The organism is Ensifer sp. SSB1 (assembly GCF_016652895.1).
In the GTDB taxonomy this organism is placed as follows: Bacteria; Pseudomonadota; Alphaproteobacteria; order Rhizobiales; family Rhizobiaceae; genus Ensifer.
In genome coordinates this window covers 14,344-31,983 of record NZ_JAEPRP010000004.1, presented here as the reverse complement: position 1 = coordinate 31,983, position 17,640 = coordinate 14,344, and the positions used below count along the sequence as shown (strand labels likewise).

At 63.2% G+C, this 17,640-nt stretch carries 15 protein-coding genes; 7 read left to right on the top strand and 8 right to left on the bottom strand.

Annotation, left to right across the window (positions count from 1 at the left end; translation table 11 throughout):
- The first annotated feature begins 25 nt into the window (after window positions 1–25).
- The 3 genes from I8N66_RS01550 (at window position 26) to I8N66_RS01540 (ending at window position 4,105) form a co-directional block, all read left to right on the top strand.
- A complete protein-coding gene (locus tag I8N66_RS01550; protein ID WP_291148868.1) occupies window positions 26–1,465 on the top strand; it encodes an NAD-dependent succinate-semialdehyde dehydrogenase in 1,440 nt (479 codons plus the stop codon).
- Window positions 1,466–1,606: 141 nt separating this feature from the next.
- Entirely contained in the window at window positions 1,607–1,729 is a 123-nt protein-coding gene (locus I8N66_RS01545; protein WP_291148867.1) for a hypothetical protein, read from the top strand.
- Between the two features lie 306 nt (window positions 1,730–2,035).
- On the top strand, window positions 2,036–4,105 hold the full coding sequence (locus tag I8N66_RS01540; RefSeq protein ID WP_291148865.1) for an ATP-dependent helicase: 2,070 nt from the start codon (window positions 2,036–2,038) through the stop codon (window positions 4,103–4,105).
- 41 nt (window positions 4,106–4,146) lie between these two features.
- On the opposite strand, the gene I8N66_RS01535 is transcribed toward I8N66_RS01540, so the two are convergent.
- The 6 genes from I8N66_RS01535 to I8N66_RS01510 all read right to left on the bottom strand — a co-directional run bounded on the left by I8N66_RS01535 (window position 4,147) and on the right by I8N66_RS01510 (window position 10,445).
- Window positions 4,147–4,845 (bottom strand): FadR/GntR family transcriptional regulator, encoded by a 699-nt coding sequence (locus I8N66_RS01535; protein WP_291148863.1) that lies wholly within the window; start codon window positions 4,843–4,845, stop codon window positions 4,147–4,149.
- 50 nt (window positions 4,846–4,895) lie between these two features.
- Window positions 4,896–5,798 (bottom strand): dihydrodipicolinate synthase family protein, encoded by a 903-nt coding sequence (locus I8N66_RS01530; protein ID WP_291148860.1) that lies wholly within the window; start codon window positions 5,796–5,798, stop codon window positions 4,896–4,898.
- Window positions 5,799–5,808: 10 nt separating this feature from the next.
- On the bottom strand, window positions 5,809–7,524 hold the full coding sequence (gene araD, locus I8N66_RS01525) for an L-arabinonate dehydratase (protein ID WP_291148858.1): 1,716 nt from the start codon (window positions 7,522–7,524) through the stop codon (window positions 5,809–5,811).
- 163 nt (window positions 7,525–7,687) lie between these two features.
- Complete coding sequence (locus tag I8N66_RS01520) at window positions 7,688–8,464, bottom strand: SDR family oxidoreductase (protein ID WP_291148857.1); 777 nt, start codon at window positions 8,462–8,464, stop codon at window positions 7,688–7,690.
- 11 nt (window positions 8,465–8,475) lie between these two features.
- Entirely contained in the window at window positions 8,476–9,624 is a 1,149-nt protein-coding gene (gene dgoD, locus I8N66_RS01515; RefSeq protein ID WP_291148855.1) for a galactonate dehydratase, read from the bottom strand.
- 53 nt (window positions 9,625–9,677) lie between these two features.
- The gene (locus tag I8N66_RS01510; RefSeq protein WP_291148852.1) at window positions 9,678–10,445 is read right to left on the bottom strand and encodes a FadR/GntR family transcriptional regulator; all 768 of its coding nucleotides are present in this window, start codon (window positions 10,443–10,445) and stop codon (window positions 9,678–9,680) included.
- 182 nt (window positions 10,446–10,627) lie between these two features.
- Between I8N66_RS01510 and I8N66_RS01505 the strand changes: the two genes are divergently transcribed.
- The 4 genes from I8N66_RS01505 (at window position 10,628) to I8N66_RS01490 (ending at window position 15,137) form a co-directional block, all read left to right on the top strand.
- The gene (locus I8N66_RS01505; protein ID WP_291148849.1) at window positions 10,628–11,611 is read left to right on the top strand and encodes an arabinose ABC transporter substrate-binding protein; all 984 of its coding nucleotides are present in this window, start codon (window positions 10,628–10,630) and stop codon (window positions 11,609–11,611) included.
- Between the two features lie 175 nt (window positions 11,612–11,786).
- Window positions 11,787–13,301 carry an L-arabinose ABC transporter ATP-binding protein AraG gene (gene araG, locus I8N66_RS01500; RefSeq protein WP_291148846.1) on the top strand — a complete coding sequence of 505 codons (1,515 nt, stop codon included), beginning with the start codon at window positions 11,787–11,789 and terminating at the stop codon, window positions 13,299–13,301.
- Window positions 13,298–14,248: an L-arabinose ABC transporter permease AraH gene (gene araH / locus I8N66_RS01495; protein ID WP_291148843.1), complete on the top strand. Its 951-nt coding sequence runs from the start codon at window positions 13,298–13,300 to the stop codon at window positions 14,246–14,248. The genes araG and araH overlap by 4 nt, the downstream gene beginning before the upstream one ends.
- Before the next feature lie 4 nt (window positions 14,249–14,252).
- Complete coding sequence (locus tag I8N66_RS01490) at window positions 14,253–15,137, top strand: aldose 1-epimerase (RefSeq protein WP_291148840.1); 885 nt, start codon at window positions 14,253–14,255, stop codon at window positions 15,135–15,137.
- Window positions 15,138–15,232: 95 nt separating this feature from the next.
- Here I8N66_RS01490 and I8N66_RS01485 read toward each other — a convergent pair whose 3' ends face one another.
- Both I8N66_RS01485 and I8N66_RS01480 read right to left on the bottom strand, forming a co-directional pair.
- Entirely contained in the window at window positions 15,233–16,216 is a 984-nt protein-coding gene (locus I8N66_RS01485) for a TerC family protein (RefSeq protein ID WP_291148837.1), read from the bottom strand.
- Window positions 16,217–16,403: 187 nt separating this feature from the next.
- Window positions 16,404–17,600 carry an MFS transporter gene (locus I8N66_RS01480; RefSeq protein WP_291148834.1) on the bottom strand — a complete coding sequence of 399 codons (1,197 nt, stop codon included), beginning with the start codon at window positions 17,598–17,600 and terminating at the stop codon, window positions 16,404–16,406.
- Window positions 17,601–17,640 lie beyond the last annotated feature (40 nt).

Here is a 17,640-nt window from a genome sequence, read left to right as displayed (position 1 = left end):
GACGTCAATCTCCAAAGGTTCCCCCATGACCCAGTATCCGGATATCCTCCTTCACATCGACGGCACTTGGCGGCCGGCACGCGCGGGCAAGACCATTCCCGTCATCGACCCTGCCACCGAGGAGGCCATCGGCCATGTGGCGTGGGCGGAAATCGCGGATCTGGACGAAGCGCTGAGTGCTGCCCAGAAAGGCTTCCAGGTCTGGCGGTCGACCTCGGCATTCGACCGGGCAAAAGTCATGCGGACGGCAGCCGGTCTGCTTCGCGAGCGCGCCGGCGACATCGCCTGGCTGATGACGCGGGAACAGGGCAAGCCGCTTTCCCAGTCCAAGGGCGAAATCCTCAGCGCCGCCGAGATCATCGAATGGTTCGCCGAGGAAGGAAAGCGCGCCTATGGCCAGATCATCCCGCCGCGTGCGCCTGATGTCACCCAGATGACGGTCAAGCTGCCGGTCGGCCCGGTCGCTGCCTTCACACCCTGGAATTTCCCGATCAATCAGGTGGTGCGCAAGCTGTCCGCCGCGCTGACGACCGGCTGCTCGATCATCGTCAAGGCGCCCGAGGAAACGCCGGCCTCGCCGGCCGAACTGATCCGCTGCTTCGTCGATGCCGGCATTCCCGCTGGCGTCGTCAACCTGGTCTACGGCGTGCCGGCAGTGATCTCGGAGTATCTGATCTCCCATCCGGTGATCCGCAAGATGTCCTTCACCGGCTCGACACCGGTCGGCAAGATACTGGCATCCCTCGCCGGCCAGCACATGAAGCGCGCGACGATGGAACTCGGCGGCCATGCCCCGGTCATCGTCACCGAAGACGCCGACATTGAGCAGGCGGTCGCGATCATGTCCGGCAGCAAGTATCGCAATGCCGGGCAGGTGTGCGTGTCGCCGACCCGCTTCCTGGTGCAGGAACGGGTGGCGGACCAGTTCCTCGAAGGCTTCGTTGCCGCATCGAAAAAGATCAAGGTCGGCAATGGCCTGGAAGCCGGCATCGACATGGGACCGCTTGCCAATGAGCGGCGCATCCCGGCGATCGAAAGCCTGGTCGCCGATGCCGTCGAGCATGGCGGCCGGCTGGCAACCGGTGGCCATCGCATCGGCAATCGCGGCTATTTCTTCGAGCCGACGGTTCTTGCCGACGTGCCGCTCAGCGCCCGCATCATGAACGACGAACCCTTCGGCCCCGTTTCCATCATCAACCGCTTCGGCACTTTGGACGACGCGATCAACGAGGCCAACCGCCTGCCGTTCGGACTTGCGGCCTATGCCTTCACCGGTTCGGAAAGAAGCGCCCATCGCCTCGCCACCGAGGTCGAGAGCGGAATGATCTCGATCAACCATCTTGGCCTGGCGCTGCCAGAAGTCCCCTTCGGCGGCATCAAGGATTCCGGCTACGGCACCGAAGGCGGCTCCGAGGCGATCGAAGCCTATCTGGAAACCCGCTTCGTCACGCGCAAGAGCCTGTAATCGTTGCTTCTATGCCTCCCGTTCGCGCCTGATTGCACGGGCGGGAGGCAAGGCCCGCATAAGTAGCAACCGCAAGTTTACGTCCTCGTTACCAAATATGGCCACCATCCCCGCCAGGCATGATGCCGAGGGAGAGCAATGATGGGCTATGATTGGGATGGCGCGCGTGGCCGCCGCATGAAAATCGCGCGATTTGGCACGGCCGTTGCCCTGGCCGCCCTGCTGGTATCGGTCGCGGCACAGGTCGTGGCCCGGGCGATCTGAACGCGCCCTATCGATCTCTCCGCGTCGTCTCCGGAGGGATGTCTGCACATCGGTATGAAGCGGCGACCGGCGAAGGTCCGAAACCCGTTCCTGAGATTGCATTCTTGCGTTGCCCATCGGCCAGCGACCTGGTGATAGCCGGTGTGCCGGGTTTCCAGCGGCGATCGAAGCTGATACGTTCCATTTTTGTTCCGAGTCATCTGCCGAAAGCGATGGATCAGATCTCCGTGAACCGGAATCCGTGAAGTCTTTCAAAGACATGGACGGGAACAATTCGGAAATCTTGCTGAGAACGCCTGGACACGAATGAGCGCCGCCTATCTCGAAAAACTGAATGACCGCCAGCGCGAGGCGGTGGTGCATGGTGTGGGATTGCCGCATGGCGAGGCCGGTGGCCCTCTGCTGATCATCGCCGGCGCCGGGTCTGGCAAGACGAACACGCTTGCGCATCGGGTCGCGCATCTGATCGTCAACGGCGCGGACCCACGCCGCATTCTGCTGATGACCTTTTCGCGCCGCGCCGCCGCGGAGATGACGCGCCGGGTCGGGCGTATCTGTCGCCAAGTGCTCGGCGACAATGCCGCGGTCATGACCGACGCGCTTTCCTGGGCCGGCACATTCCACGGGATCGGCTCGCGGATCCTGAGGATCTATGCCGAGCAGATCGGCCTTGGCGCGGATTTTACCATCCATGATCGCGAAGACAGCGCCGATCTCATGAACCTTGTCCGCCATGAACTCGGCTTCTCCAAGATGGAAAGCCGCTTTCCGACCAAAGGCACATGCCTTGCGATCTACTCGCGCGTCGTGAATTCCGAGAGCGCGATCATCGATGTCCTGAAGACCGCGTATCCCTGGGCCGTGAGCTGGGAACAGCAACTGAAGGAACTGTTTGCCGGCTATGTGGAGGCCAAGCAGACGCAGAACGTGCTCGATTACGATGATCTCCTTCTCTACTGGGCGCAGATGGTGTCCGACGCAGAACTGGCACAGGATATCAGCGGCCGTTTCGATCACATCCTGGTCGACGAATATCAGGATACGAACCGCCTTCAGTCTTCGATCCTGCTGTCGCTCAAGCCCGAAGGCCATGGCCTGACGGTGGTTGGAGACGACGCCCAGTCGATCTACTCCTTTCGGGCAGCCACGGTTCGCAACATCCTCGATTTTCCGAACGCGTTTTCGCCTGAGCCTGCCGACGTCATCACGCTCGATCAAAACTACCGCTCGACCCAGCCGATCCTCGCCGCCGCCAACGGCGTGATCGGGCTGGCACGGGAGCGGTTCACCAAGAACCTCTGGACGGACAGGCAGTCCGAACAGCGCCCGCAGCTTGTCACCGTCAAGGACGAGACGGAACAGGCGGCCTATATCGTCGAGCAGGTTCTCGCCAACCGAGAAGTCGGCATGACCCTGAAGCAGCAGGCGGTGCTGTTTCGCTCCGCCAACCACAGCGGCACGCTCGAAGTCGAGCTCACCCGCCGCAACATTCCCTTCGTGAAGTTCGGTGGCCTCAAATTCCTCGATAGCGCCCACGTCAAGGATCTGTTGGCAACCTTGCGTTTTGCACAGAACCCGCGTGACCGCGTCGCCGGCTTCCGCCTGCTCCAGATGCTGCCGGGGATCGGTCCGCAGACGGCCGGCAAGATCCTCGACGCCATCGCCGCCGATCCGGAACCTTTGGCGGCACTCGCGGAAATCCCTGCACCGCCGAAGAGCGGGGCGGATTGGACGAGTTTCGTCGAGCTTGTTTCCGCTCTGCGGAAGGCCGAAACAGGTTGGCCGGGAGAAATCGCGACGGCGCGCGCCTGGTACGAACCCCACCTCGACCGCGTCCACGAGGACGCCGAGACGCGCAAGGCCGATCTCGTGCAGCTCGAGCAGATTGCCGGCGGCTACCAGAACCGCGAGCGTTTTCTGACCGAGCTGACGCTCGATCCGCCGGATGCTACCAGCGATCAGGCAGGCGTGCCCCTGCTCGACGAGGACTATCTGATCCTTTCGACCATCCATTCGGCCAAAGGGCAGGAATGGCGCTCGGTCTTCATGCTCAATGTCGTCGACGGCTGCATCCCGTCCGACCTCGGCGTCGGCACGACCGCCGAACTCGAAGAGGAGCGGCGGCTGCTCTATGTCGGCATGACGCGGGCGCGCGATCATCTCCAGCTGGTGCTGCCGCAGAGGTTCTTTACCTACGGTCAGAACAGCCAGGGCGACCGGCACGTCTACGCCTCGCGGACCCGCTTCATTCCGGCGACGCTGCTGCAGTTTTTCGAGACGACGAGCTGGCCGAAGGTATCGGCGGCCGCCGGCGAGCGCAGTGCCAAACAGATCCGCATAGACGTCGGTGCCCGGATGCGATCCATGTGGAAATGAGGGTGGCGGGAGCAGTGCTCCAGCCCTGAACCGCCGGGTGCCTAGCCGAAATTGCGCTTGTACGTCGCCGCAATCAGCGTCTCGGTCGCGGACGCTGCCGCCTCGCCGTCGCGAGCTTCGATCGCTGACAGGATCGCCTCATGCTGCGCCAGAGACTGGCCGAACCCGCCCGAAGCCGCCATGGTCTTCGGGATGCTAATCGACAGCGCTGCCCGAATGACGGATGCGACGGGCAGCAGAAAGCGGTTGTGCGCCGCCTGGAAGATCTGCAGGTGGAAGGCGATATCGGCCTCGATCGCCTCTTCGACACGCACGCCCCCCTCTGCCATGCGCAGAAAGGCGGCGCGTATGTCGGCGTGTTCGGCAGCGGAGCCGCGCTTTGCCGCAAGCCGCGCCGCAAGCGGCTCGATCGAAAGGCGGATTTCGAACAACTCCTCGGCGAGCGCCTCCTGGTCCTCGGCGTCGCCCTGCCAGGAAAGCACGACGGGATCAAGCGTGTTCCAGTGTTCCGCGGGCCGCACCCGCGTTCCGAGGCGAGGCTTCGCCTCGATGAAGCCCTTGGTCGAGAGGATCTTCAGCGCTTCGCGCAGCGTCGTGCGGCTGACGCCGAGCGTCGCCAGCATGTCGGCTTCCTTCGGCAGGGTGTCACCGACCTTCAGCTCGCCGAGCGTGATGCGCCGGCCGATGTCGCCTGCGATGCGGGCCGGCAGGCCGCGATCCTCCCGAGCGATTGCCTTCATGCCCACACTCTCCCTTGCATCTCCGCCCCGTTCATAGCCGGTCGCCCCGATCAGGAAAAGCCACCCATCGCGGCCGCATAGCGGCGGGTCATCTCGATGCCAATCACGGTCGGCCGCATGGCCGGCGCACGGTCGTGGATCGTTATGCCCGCCCGCTCGCCGAAGAGGCGCTTGCCGTAACAAAGCAGCGTCTCAATGCCCTGCATGGTGAAGACCACACCGGGCAGCATCTGCCGATAGGCCTCCTCGGCGTGCTCGTCCCAGCCGTCTGAAAAGAACTCATAGGCGCGCACGGCGTAATCGATCGAGTCAGGCGCAAGGATCAGGCCGTGGCAACCGATGCGCAGGTTCTCGAGCAGCTCGAGGCCCGCACGGCCGTTGAACACCGGCAACCGGCCCTCCGTAACCTCGATGAGATGGGCGATATCGACGACAGGCCCCTCGCCCTTCACCAGCCGGATATTTGGATGCTGGCGTACGAGCTCGCGGATATCGGCGGCCGTCAGCCCGCGGCCCATCAAGGCCGGGGCATTCTGGATGGCAAGCGGCAGATCGGTCTGATCGGCGACGCGGCCGAAGAAGCGAATATATTCGGCGGCCGAGAACTGGCCGACCATCGGCGGCTGCAGGATCAGCCAGTCGGCGCCGGCCCGTGCCGCATGCCGCGCCTGGCGCACCTGCTCCTCGACCGACGCGCCAAAGATCGTCAGGGCGATCGGTACACGGCCGCCCGTGTCCTCGACCAGCCACTCCATGATCGCCATGCGCTCGGCCTCGTCGAGCTTTGAGGCTTCGGTCGCCAAGCCAAGCCCGGCCATGCCGTGCACGCCGCTTTCCAGGCAGATCTCCGTCTGAAGTCGCATGGCGGCGCGGTCGAGCTTTTCGTCTGCGTCGAACAACGCGTAGAGGATCGCGTGGATGCCGTGAAGGTTTTCGATGCGGAAGTCGTCCACCGTTGCCTCCTCAGTGGCTTTCGCGCGGAACCGCATGGCCGCGGCCGCCGACGAGGAAATCGAGATCAGCACCGGTGTCGGCCTGCATCACGCGCTCGACATAGAGGCCTTGGTAACCACCGGCCATTTCCGGGATCGGTGCGGTCCAGACGGCCTTTCGGCGCGCCAGTTCCTCTTCGCTCACGTCGAGATAGAGGCGGCGGCCGGCAACGTCGAGTTCGATCCAGTCGCCGTCTTGCACCAGTGCCAGCGTGCCACCGACAGCGGCTTCCGGCGCCGTATGGAGAACGACAGTGCCAAAGGCGGTGCCCGACATACGCGCATCCGAAATCCTGACCATGTCGCGCACGCCCTTTTTCAGGAGCTTCTGCGGGAGAGCCATGTTGCCGACCTCGGCCATGCCCGGATACCCCTTCGGGCCGCAGTTCTTCAGCACCATGATCGAGGTTTCGTCGATATCGAGATCCGGGTCATCGATCCGCGCCTTGTAGTGGTCGATGGTTTCGAACACGACGGCACGGCCGCGGTGCTGCATCAGCGTCGGCGTCGCTGCGGAAGGCTTGATGATCGCGCCATCAGGCGCAAGGTTGCCACGCAGGACGGCAATCCCGCCGCTTGCGGTGAGAGCCCGATCGAGCGGCAGGATGACATCATCGTTGTGGTTCTCGACGCCTTCGATGTTGGCGCCGACGCTCTGTCCCGTCACCGTCAACGCGCCGAGATCCAGGAGGTCGGCGATCTCCTTCATGACGGCAGGCAGCCCGCCGGCATAGTGGAAATCCTCCATCAGGTAGCGACCCGAAGGCATGAGGTTGAGGATGGTCGGGACATCGCGGCCGAGCCGATCCCAGTCGTCGAGCGAGAGTTTCGTGCCGATCCGCCCGGCGATTGCCAGGAGATGCACGACGGCATTGGTGGAACCGCCGATCGCGCCGTTGATGCGGATGGCGTTGGCGAAGGCGTCACGGGTCAGGATCTTCGACAGGCGCAAATCCTCTGCCACCATTTCGACGATCCGCCGCCCGGTCAGCCGCGCCAGCCGGGCACGGCCGGCGTCAACGGCCGGAAAGGTGGCATTGCCGGGCAGCGCCAGCCCGAGCGCTTCAACCATGGACGCCATGGTCGAGGCTGTGCCCATCGTCATGCAATGCCCCGGCGAGCGCGACATGGCGTTTTCGGCGGCCATGAAATCCTGTTGCGACATGACACCGGCGCGCACGTCTTCTGAAAACTTCCAGACATCCGTCCCCGAGCCGATCGTCCGGCCCTTGAAGCGGCCGTTCAGCATCGGTCCGCCGGAGATGACAATCGAGGGCAGGTCGCAGGACGCGGCCCCCATCACCAGCGACGGCGTGGTCTTGTCGCATCCCGCCATCAGCACGACGCCGTCGATGGGATTGCCGCGGATCGCCTCCTCGACGTCCATCGAGGCGAGATTGCGGAAGAGCATGGCGGTTGGCCGCAGATTGGACTCGCCGCAGGAAAACACCGGAAACTCCAGCGGCAGCCCACCTGCCTCGAGCACGCCCGCCTTGATGTGCTCCACCAGTCCGCGGAAATGCGCGTTGCAAGGCGTCAGCTCGGAGAAGGTGTTGCAGATGCCGATCACCGGCCGACCGTCGAAGACATCGTCAGGCAAACCGTTGTTCTTCATCCAGCTGCGGTGAATGAAGGCGTCCTTGTCCAGTCCGCCAAACCAATTCTGTGATCTCAATTTTCTGGACATGTGCCCTCCCCGACGACGTTGAGCGCCTCCGCTCATTTATTTCTCATATAATCGGAGTTATTTTCCGTCAAGCGCCGAACCCGCGACCGTAAGGCAAAGAAAAACCTCCGGCGGGAGACACCGGAGGCCGCAAAAAGTCGAGGGAAGCTGTCGAAGTGGTCGTTCAGGGATGATGCAGCACACTCATGCCACCATCCACGGTCAGGCAAGTGGCGTTCATGAAAGGGCACTCGTCCGAAATCATGAAGAGTGCGGCCTTGGCGATCTCCTCCGGGCTGGCAATACGGCCGCCGGGATGAAGCTTCATCGTGTCCGCCTCGGCGGCGACCGGATCGGGAAACGAATTCCAGTATTCCACGGCCTTTTGCGTGCGGACATAGCCCGGCGCCAGCGCATTCACACGCACGCCCTGCCCGGCATATTCGAGGCCGAGCGCCTTGGTCATGCCGAGAAGCGCATGTTTGGCGACGGGATAGGGGAAGGTGTGCGGGATGATGGTGAAGGCGTGGGTCGAGGCGATATTGAGGATGACGCCGCCGCCCGCCGCAATCATGCCCGGCAGCACGGCCTTGCTGCAATTCCACGCACCCTTGAGATTGATGTCGAAGCAACGCTGCCAATCGGCATCCGAGAGTTTCAACGGCTCGAAGAAGACGTTGACACCGGCATTGTTGACGAGCGCATTCGGCTGGCCGATCTCACGGGCGGCGGCAGAAACGGCCTGCTCGATGGCATCGGCATCGGTAATATCGGCCGTGGTATTGCCGACCTTCCCGCCCGCAGCACGCAGCCGCCCGGCTTCGCTCGCCAACAGGTCGCCATCACGGTCGATGAGGAAGACGCGCGCCCCCTCGCCAAGGAAGCTTTCAGCGATCGCAAGGCCGATCCCCTGTGCGGCGCCGGTGACGACGACGCGTTTTCCGTCAAGGCGACCCACCATATCCGCGCTCCTTACCACTCGGCGACGCTGCCGTCGGCGTGGCGCCAGATCGGGTTGCGCCAGCGATGGCCTTCCTTCGCCCGTTCGATCACATATTGCTCATCCACCTCGATGCCGAGGCCCGGTCCTTGCGGGATCGACACGAAGCCATCCGCGTAGTGGAAGACTTCCTTGTTGGAGATGTAGTCGAGAATGTCGTTACCCGTATTGTAGTGGATTCCGAGGCTCTGCTCCTGGATGAAGGCGTTGTAGCTGACGGCATCGACCTGGAGGCAGGCGGCAAGCGCGATCGGTCCCAGCGGGCAATGCGGCGCCAGCGCCACGTCATAGGCTTCCGCCATAGCAGCAATCTTGCGGCATTCGGTGATGCCGCCGGCATGTGACAGGTCCGGCTGCAGGATATCGACATAGCCGTCGGACAGCACCGACTTGAAGTCCCAGCGCGAATAGAGCCGCTCCCCGAGCGCGATCGGCGTCGAGCAATGGTTGGCGATCTCCTTCAGCGCTTCGCGGTTTTCCGAAAGCACCGGCTCTTCGATGAACATAAGGTTGAAGGGCTGAAGCTCCTTCGCCAGGACCTTCGCCATCGGCCGGTGCACGCGGCCGTGGAAATCGACGCCAATGCCGATATGCGGGCCGATCGCCTCGCGGATCGTCGCGATGGTTTCGACCGCTTTCTCCACCTTTTCCCAGGTGTCGACGATCTGCATTTCCTCGCAACCATTAAGCTTGATCGCCTTGAAGCCGCGGGCGACCACGTCGCGCGCATTGTTGGCGACGTCGGACGGACGGTCGCCGCCGATCCAGGAATAGACCTTGATACGGTCACGCACCTGGCCGCCAAGCAGCGCATGCACCGGCTGGCCGTATGCCTTGCCCTTGATGTCCCAGAGCGCCTGGTCGATGCCGGCAATCGCCGACATGTGGACCGCACCGCCGCGGTAGAAGCCGCCGCGATACATGACCTGCCAATGATCCTCGATCAGCAGCGGATCCTTGCCGATCAGATAGTCCGAGAGCTCGTTGACGGCAGCCTCGACCGTCAGGGCACGCCCTTCGACAACCGGCTCACCCCAGCCGACGATGCCCTCGTCGGTTTCGATCTTCAGAAACAGCCAGCGCGGCGGAACGATGTAGGTGGTGAGCTTGGTGATCTTCATGGTGCGATATCCGCTGGTGAAACAAGGCGGCGAAGGCCGCCCGGGAAAGGGTTTCAGCGCGCCGAAGGGGCGGGCCGGTGACGTTCGACGGCAAGCTTGAGGTCGCGTGCTGCCAGATCCAGCATGCGGGTGGAACAGTCACGCGCCCGAGCCTTGTCGCGCAGGCGCAGCGCCTCGACCAGTTCACCATGAATGTCGATTGCCTCGTCACGGCGCTCGGCGACTTCGTTGGAGGCGTGCAGCGAGAACTTCAGCGCCGCCTGGATGATGCCGACGAGCTGCAGGAAGACCTGGTTGTGGCTGGCTTTGAGCAGGCACGTATGAAAGGCGACGTCGGCATCGGTGAAGCCGACGACATCGCGCTCGCCGTCACGCATCGCCTGCCAGGCGCGCTCGAGATCGGCGATTTCCTGGACGGTGGCGCGCTCTGCCGCAAATTCCGCTGCTGCCGGCTCGATCGCCCGGCGCGCCTCCAGAACGCAGTTCAAGAGGTCGAACTCGAAGATGCGCTCGCCGATCCATTCGAGCACCTGGGAATCCAGAATGTTCCACTCGTCCTTGTTGCAGACGATCGTGCCCACCCGGGATCGGCCGCGGACCATGCCCTTCGATTCCAGCACCTTCAAGGTTTCGCGGATGACGGTGCGGCTGACGCCGTAGCGTTCGCACAGGTCGTTTTCGCGCGGCAGGAAGGAGCCGACCGGAAAGACGTCGGCGCAGATATCCGAGGCGATGGCGCGCGTCACATTCTTCTGAACGCGAGGGCGACGCAGGCCGCGCTCCTCCACGCCGTTGCTGTAATCCTGCTCTTCCACCGCCATTTTCCTCCCGCTTCCGTCTCCCTGTCGCTCCATAGCGCAGACGCTTGAAGGCGACAACGCAGCGAAGCACATTATCGTTATACATCACTATCGCATTCATCATACAAAGGCAATTGACGAATATGATGATTCATCATACACAAATGCTCACTGCAGGAGGCAGTTCACCAGGGAGAGACATCATGCGCTTTATCAAGGCAGCCATTCTGGCTGGTACCGTCGCCGTGTTCGCGGCAACCTCGGCGTTTGCTGCCGACGTCAAGATTGGCTTTATCGTCAAGCAGCCGGAAGAGCCGTGGTTCCAGGACGAATGGAAGTTCGCCGACGTCGCCGCCAAGGAAAAGGGCTTCACGCTCGTCAAGATCGGCGCCGAAGACGGCGAGAAGGTTCAGTCGGCAATCGACAATCTCGGCGCCCAGGGTGCGCAGGGCTTCATCGTCTGCACCCCTGACGTCAAGCTCGGCCCCGGCATCGTCGCCAAGGCGGCCGCCAACGACCTCAAGCTGATGACGGTCGACGACCGTTTGGTCAACGCAGACGGCAGCCCGATCGAAGACGTGCCCCATATGGGCATTTCGGCGACGAAAATCGGCGAAGCCGTCGGTCAGGCCCTGGTCGACGAAATCAAGAAGCGCGGCTGGGACATGAAGGACGTCGGCGCGATCCGCGTTTCCTACGACCAGCTGCCGACCGCGGTCGACCGCGTCGAGGGCGCGCTTTCGGTGCTGAAGGCCAACGGCTTCCCGGATGCCAACATCTTCGATGCACCGCAGGCCAAGACCGACACGGAAGCAGCACTCAACGCCTCGACGATCGTGCTCAACAAAAACGCCGGCATCAAGAAGTGGGTCGCGATCGGCCTCAACGACGAAGCCGTGCTCGGCGCCGTGCGCGCGACCGAAACGGTCGGCATTCCCGCCGACAGCATGATCGGCGTCGGCATCGGCGGCGCGGATTCGGCGATCAACGAGTTCAAGAAGCCTGCAGCCACCGGTTTCTTCGGCACCGTCATCATCTCGCCGAAGCGCCACGGCTACGAGACAGCACTCAACATGTATGAGTGGATCGCCAACGGCAAGGAACCGGAAAAGCTGACCCTGACGGCCGGCCAGCTTGCGCTTCGCGACAACTACGAAGCCGTGCGCAAGGATCTCGGCATCGAGTAATCGCTGCTTGCGACACGAGATCACGAGTGTTTGGGTCTGACCGACCCAGGCAATTATCGTGATCGATTCTGGTAGTTTAGAGCGGGATGCGGGCGGAAAACCGCGCACACTTTTCCCCATCCCGCTCTATCGGCTTGGCGGCTCGGACGCCGGGCATTCCGCTTCGGAGCCGCACATGCAAGATTTTCTCGAATTCCGATCCATCTCCAAGGGGTACCCCGGCGTCCAGGCGCTCTCGGGTGTCTCGTTTTCCGTGCGCAAGGGTGCCGTCCATGGCCTCATGGGCGAGAACGGCGCCGGCAAGTCGACACTCATCCGCCTGCTCTCGGGCGACCAGTCCGCTGACGAGGGAGATATCCGCATCGACGGCGAGACGCAGAGCTATCGCTCCGTGCGCGATGCCTTCCGCGCCGGCGTCATCGTCATCCATCAGGAACTGCAGCTCGTTCCGGAACTGACGGTCGCCGAAAACCTCTGGCTTGGCCACTTCCCCGGCAAGGGCGGCGTCATCGATCGCCGCCAGTTGCTTCGCGTCGTCGGCGAGAAGCTTGCGGAAATCGGCATCGACGTCGATCCGTCCGCCAAGATCGCCTCGCTCTCAATCGGTGAGCGCCAAATGGTCGAGATCGCCAAAGCGGTGATGCTCGATGCGCGCGTCATTGCGCTCGACGAGCCGACCTCGTCGCTGTCGTCCCGCGAGAGCGAAATCCTCTTTGCCCTGATCGATCGCCTGCGTTCGAACGGCACTGTGATCCTCTACGTGTCCCACCGGCTCGATGAGATCTTCCGGCTTTGTGACAGCCTGACCGTGCTTCGCGACGGCAAGCTTGCCGCCCATCATCCCGACATTTCCAAGGTCACGCGCGATCAGATCATCGCCGAGATGGTCGGACGCGAGATCTCCAATATCTGGGGCTGGCGCGACCGCGATCTCGGTGCTGAACGTCTGCGCGTCGAAGCGATCTGCGGGCCGAAACTGAAGACACCCTTGAGCTTCTCGGTCCGGCGCGGCGAGATCCTTGGCTTTTTCGGCCTGATCGGCGCTGGCCGTAGCGAGATGACCCGGCTGGTCTATGGCGCAGACAGACGCCACCAGGGAACCGTGACGATCGACGGCGCGATCGTTACGGCAGATAGCCCGCCGCAATCGATCCGCGCCGGCATGGTGCTGTGCCCGGAGGACCGCAAGTTCGACGGCATCGTGCAGGGACGCAGCATCGAGGAGAATATGGCGATTTCGTCGCGCCGGCACTTCTCGCCCTTCGGCATCCTCGATCTCAAGAAGGAAGCGGAGCTTGCCGAGCGTTTCATCGCCAAGCTTCGGGTGCGCACGCCCTCGCGCAAGCAGGACATCATCAATCTCTCCGGTGGCAACCAGCAGAAGGTCATCCTCGGCCGTTGGCTTTCCGAACAAGGCGTGAAAGTCCTCGTCATCGACGAGCCGACGCGCGGCATCGATGTCGGCGCCAAATCGGAGATCTACGAAATCCTCTACGAACTGGCCGGTCAGGGCATGGCGATCGTCGTCATCTCCAGCGAGTTGCCCGAGGTGATGGGCATCACCGACCGCATCCTCGTCATGTGCCAGGGCCGCATCGCGGCCGATATCGCGCGCGCCGATTTCGACGAACGCCGCATCCTCGCCGCCGCCCTTCCCGATGTTCCAACCGAGCAGGTTCAGCCGTCATGACTTCTCTAAAAAAACTTCTTCTCGGCGAACAGGGTCTGGTCGTCATCTTCGCCGTCGCCTTCGCCATCGTGGCGCTGACGGTTCCGAACTTCCTGACCGAGCGCAACATGCTCGGCCTGCTGCAGTCGGTCGTGACCATCGGCATCGTCGCCTGCACGATGATGTTCTGCCTCGCCTCGCGCGACTTCGACCTCTCGGTCGGCTCGACCGTCGCCTTCTCGGGCATGGCCGCCGTCATGGCCTCCAACGCCTCCGGCTCGATCCTCGTCGGCTTGATTGCGGCACTCCTGTGCGGCAGCTTCGTCGGGCTCGTCAACGGCGTGGTGATTGCGCATTTCCGCATCAACGCGCTGATCACGACGCTTGCCACCATGCAGATCGTGCGCGGCTTCGCACTGATTGCCTCCGACGGCCGCGCCGTCGGCATCAACGACCCGAGCTTCTACCAGCTGGCGCTGTCGAAGTTCCTGGGCATCCCGACGCCGATCTGGGTGATGGGCTTCTTCTTCCTCGTCTTCGGCTTCGTCTTGAACCGCACCGTCTTCGGCAAAAACACGCTCGCGATCGGCGGCAACCCGGAGGCTTCGCGCCTTGCCGGCGTCAACGTCTCAAACATGCGCATCTGGATCTTCGCCCTGCAGGGCCTCGTTTGCGCCGTTGCCGGTGTGCTGCTCGCCTCGCGTATCACCTCGGGCCAGCCGAATGCCGCGACCGGCCTCGAGCTCTCGGTCATCTCGGCCTGCGTGCTCGGCGGCGTCTCGCTAGCCGGCGGCCGTGCGGCCATGACCGGCGTAATCGTCGGCGTTCTCATCATGGGCATTGCCGAAAACGTCATGAACCTCCTCAACATCCAGGCCTTCTACCAGTACGTGGTACGTGGTCTGATCCTTCTGCTCGCGGTGCTGCTCGACAATCTGCGCTCAGCTGCCGCCGGTCGTCGCAGCTAGGGGCATGACGGACGACACCGTCCTCCTCGAAAACGAAGAAGGGCTCACCGTCGAGGTGAGCCCGCTTGGCGGCGCGATCCTCACAGCCCGCTGGCGCGGGGCGCCGGTGCTCGTGCCGACGCCGACACCGGGCCTCGCCTCGCAGGTGCTCGGCGCCGAAGCCTGCTTTCCGCTCGTACCCTTCGGCAACCGCATCGAAGGCAACGGCTTCCGCTACGAAGGACGAGACTACACGCTGGCGCCCAACACGGCCGATCCGCTCGTTCTGCATGGTGAGGGCTGGCTTCGGCGTTGGTCGATCTTGCGCCAGGACCGTCATTCGGTTGCGCTGCACGACCGGCAGGCGGCAAGCGCCGCCACGCCCTTCGCCTATGAGACGGTGCAGACGATCACGATCGACGGCGCGAGCTTGACGCTTTCGCTCACCGTCGCCAACCACTCAGCAGACGCGCTCCCCTACGGCCTGGGCCTCCATCCCTATTTTCCGCGCACGCCGGACACACGCCTTTTTGCCCATGCCAGCCGCCACTGGACCGAGCGGGAGGGTCACCTGCCGGGTGCGGCACAGCCTGTACCGCGCGATAGGGACTTCACCTCCGGCGCCCCGCTGCCGCCGGGCTGGCTGAACAATGCCTTCGATGGCTGGGATGGAAAGATGCGCGTCGAGTGGCCCGAAACCGGCCTCGCACTTTCGCTGGATGCGGACGAGAGCTTTGGTGTCTTCGTGCTTTACTCTCCCTCCACCGAAGCCGAATTCTTCTGCTTCGAGCCGATGAGCCACCGGCCGAACGCCCATCGCCGGCCCGAGGGCGGCGGTCTCGTCAGGCTGGCACAGGGCGAAACTCTGGAAGGCACCGTCACGCTGCGGATCCATGCGCTCGGGCCGTGAACGACACTGACGCACCTCTCTCCGCCAATCCCAAAGAAGAAGGCGGCGCCCCTTTCGGAGTGCCGCCTTTTTTCCTTGTATCTGCCGAAGCAGCGTTATGCGGGCTGCTGATCTTCGCGCGTCTTCACGAGGCTCCAGACCACGCCCATGGCGATGATCGCGAAGGTGACGCCGAGCGACAGCGCGGCCGGGAACTTCTCGAGCCCCAGGAGATCGGCGACGAAGATCTTCGAACCGATAAAGATCAGGACGACGGCCAGCGCCGGCTTCAGGTAGCGGAAGCGATGGATCATCGCAGCAAGAGCAAAGTATAGCGCGCGCAGGCCAAGGATAGCGAAGATGTTCGACGTGTAGACGATGAACGGGTCCGTGGTGATCGCGAAGATCGCGGGAACCGAGTCGACGGCGAAGATCACGTCCGCCACCTCGACCATGACCAGCGCCATGAAGAGGGGCGTGATGAACCACGTCATCTTGCCGGTCTTGGGATTTACAAGCTTCACGAAGAAGCGCTCGCCATGGTGCTCTTCGGTGACGTTGAAGCGGCTACGCATGAAGCGGACCAGCATGTTGTCCGAAACGTCGGGCTCGGCCTCCTTCATGACCAGCATCTTGATGCCGGTGAAGACGAGGAACGCCGCGAAGATATAGAGAACCCAGGAGAATTCAGCGACGAGTGTCGCACCGACGCCGATCATGATCGCGCGCAGCACGATAACGCCGAGGATCCCCCAGAAGAGCACGCGGTGCTGGTAGATGCGCGGGACGGCGAAGAAGGAGAAGATCAGGGCGATGACGAAGACGTTGTCGAGCGCCAGGGTCTTTTCGACCACGAAGCCGGTCATATAGGCAAGGCCGGACTCGGCACCGAGATACCACCAGACGAAGCCGCCGAAGCTCAGGCCGAGGGCGATATAGAAGGCGGAAAGCTTGACGCTTTCGGCAACGTTGATCTCCTTGTTCTCCTTATGGAGAATACCAAGGTCGAACGACAGGATAGCGATCACCAGGGCGAAAAAGCTCGCCCACAGCCACAGTGGCGTTCCCAGCCACATTACAGACATGAAGGAAAAGTCCACAGACGGGTCCCCAATCGGCACATGTTGTCGGAATAAGGTCCGACATCGCAAGAGTGCCGAAGCTCTCGCCAGAGGGGCCCGGACCAGCGGGTTGGGCGAGAGATGGGTTGCCGAATTTCGCCGTTCAAGAGCGCAACCCCATTTTTTTGAAGAATTTCGAAAAGCGCAGTCGGCTCCCCGATCCGGCTCACAAACCTGACCCTGTTTGCTCGGAACAAGACGGGGCGTAGCGGCCGCCATGCCTCGCGCTCCGGCTTCGCCGCACCGCCAGCAAGCTCACCGCCACCGCCGCGCCGGCCACCATGGCTGCCACCGGCGGCAGGGCCTGCGGCGACAGGGACTCCAGAGTGAGCCCGCCGACGGCCGTGCCGAGCGCGACGCCCACATGCATCGCCGAGAGATTGAGACCAACCCCCGCCTCCGCCGTATCGGGACCGGTCGCCATCAGGAAACTCTGCACCACCGGCGAGATCATCCAGCTGATGCACCCCCACACCATCATGACGGCAATGAAGGCCCAAGGGGTCGATGATGCCAGCGGGATGACGAGCAAGGCCAGCAGATATGCGAAAGGCGCAACGACGATCGCGCGGCGCGGCGTTGCGGCATCCGCAAGCCAGCCGCCGAGATAACCGCCGCTGACCCCCGCCACGCCGAAGGCGACGAAGGCCAGCACGAATTCCGCCCGGCCGAGACCGACACGGTCGGTGATGTAGGGAGCGAGATAAGCGAAGAGGACAAAATGACCGCCGATCATCAATATCGAAACTAGCTGCCCGGCCAGGAGCGGCAGGGACCTGAGATGCTGCCAATAGCCAGACGCACCTTGCGGCCGCCGGCCTGAAGGCTTGAGGCTGACGTAGCAGACGACGAAGATCAGCAGGACAAACAGGGCGAGCGCCACGAATACGCTGCGCCAACCAAAGAGGCCGGAGACGACCATGCCGACCGGAACGCCCAGCACCATCGAGCCGCTGATGCCCATGAAGATGACGCCGATGGCGCGGCCGCGCATGCCAGGCCCCGCCAGCTCCGTCGCGAGCATGGTTGCGACCAGACAGACGGTCGCGCTGGCCATCGCCATCGCAATGCGGGCGATAAACAGCACCGCGAAATTCGGGCTCAGCGCTGCGGCAATGTTGCTTGCTACGAACAGCGCAAGCGCAGACAAAAAGATCGTCCTGCGCTCCAGACGCACCGTCAGCAATTGCGCCGCTGGGGCGCTCAGCGCAAACGCGACTGAAAAGACCGCCGTCAACTGACCGGCAAGGCCGACCGAGACGGAAAGTCCTTTGGCGACATCGGGGAGGATGCCGATGACGATGTTCTCGGCGGTCCCGGTTGCGAAGGTCGCCAGAGCCAGAAGAAATAGACGCGGGTTCATGCCACCATCCCCATGCATTGCCGCCTTGCGCGGAAGGACG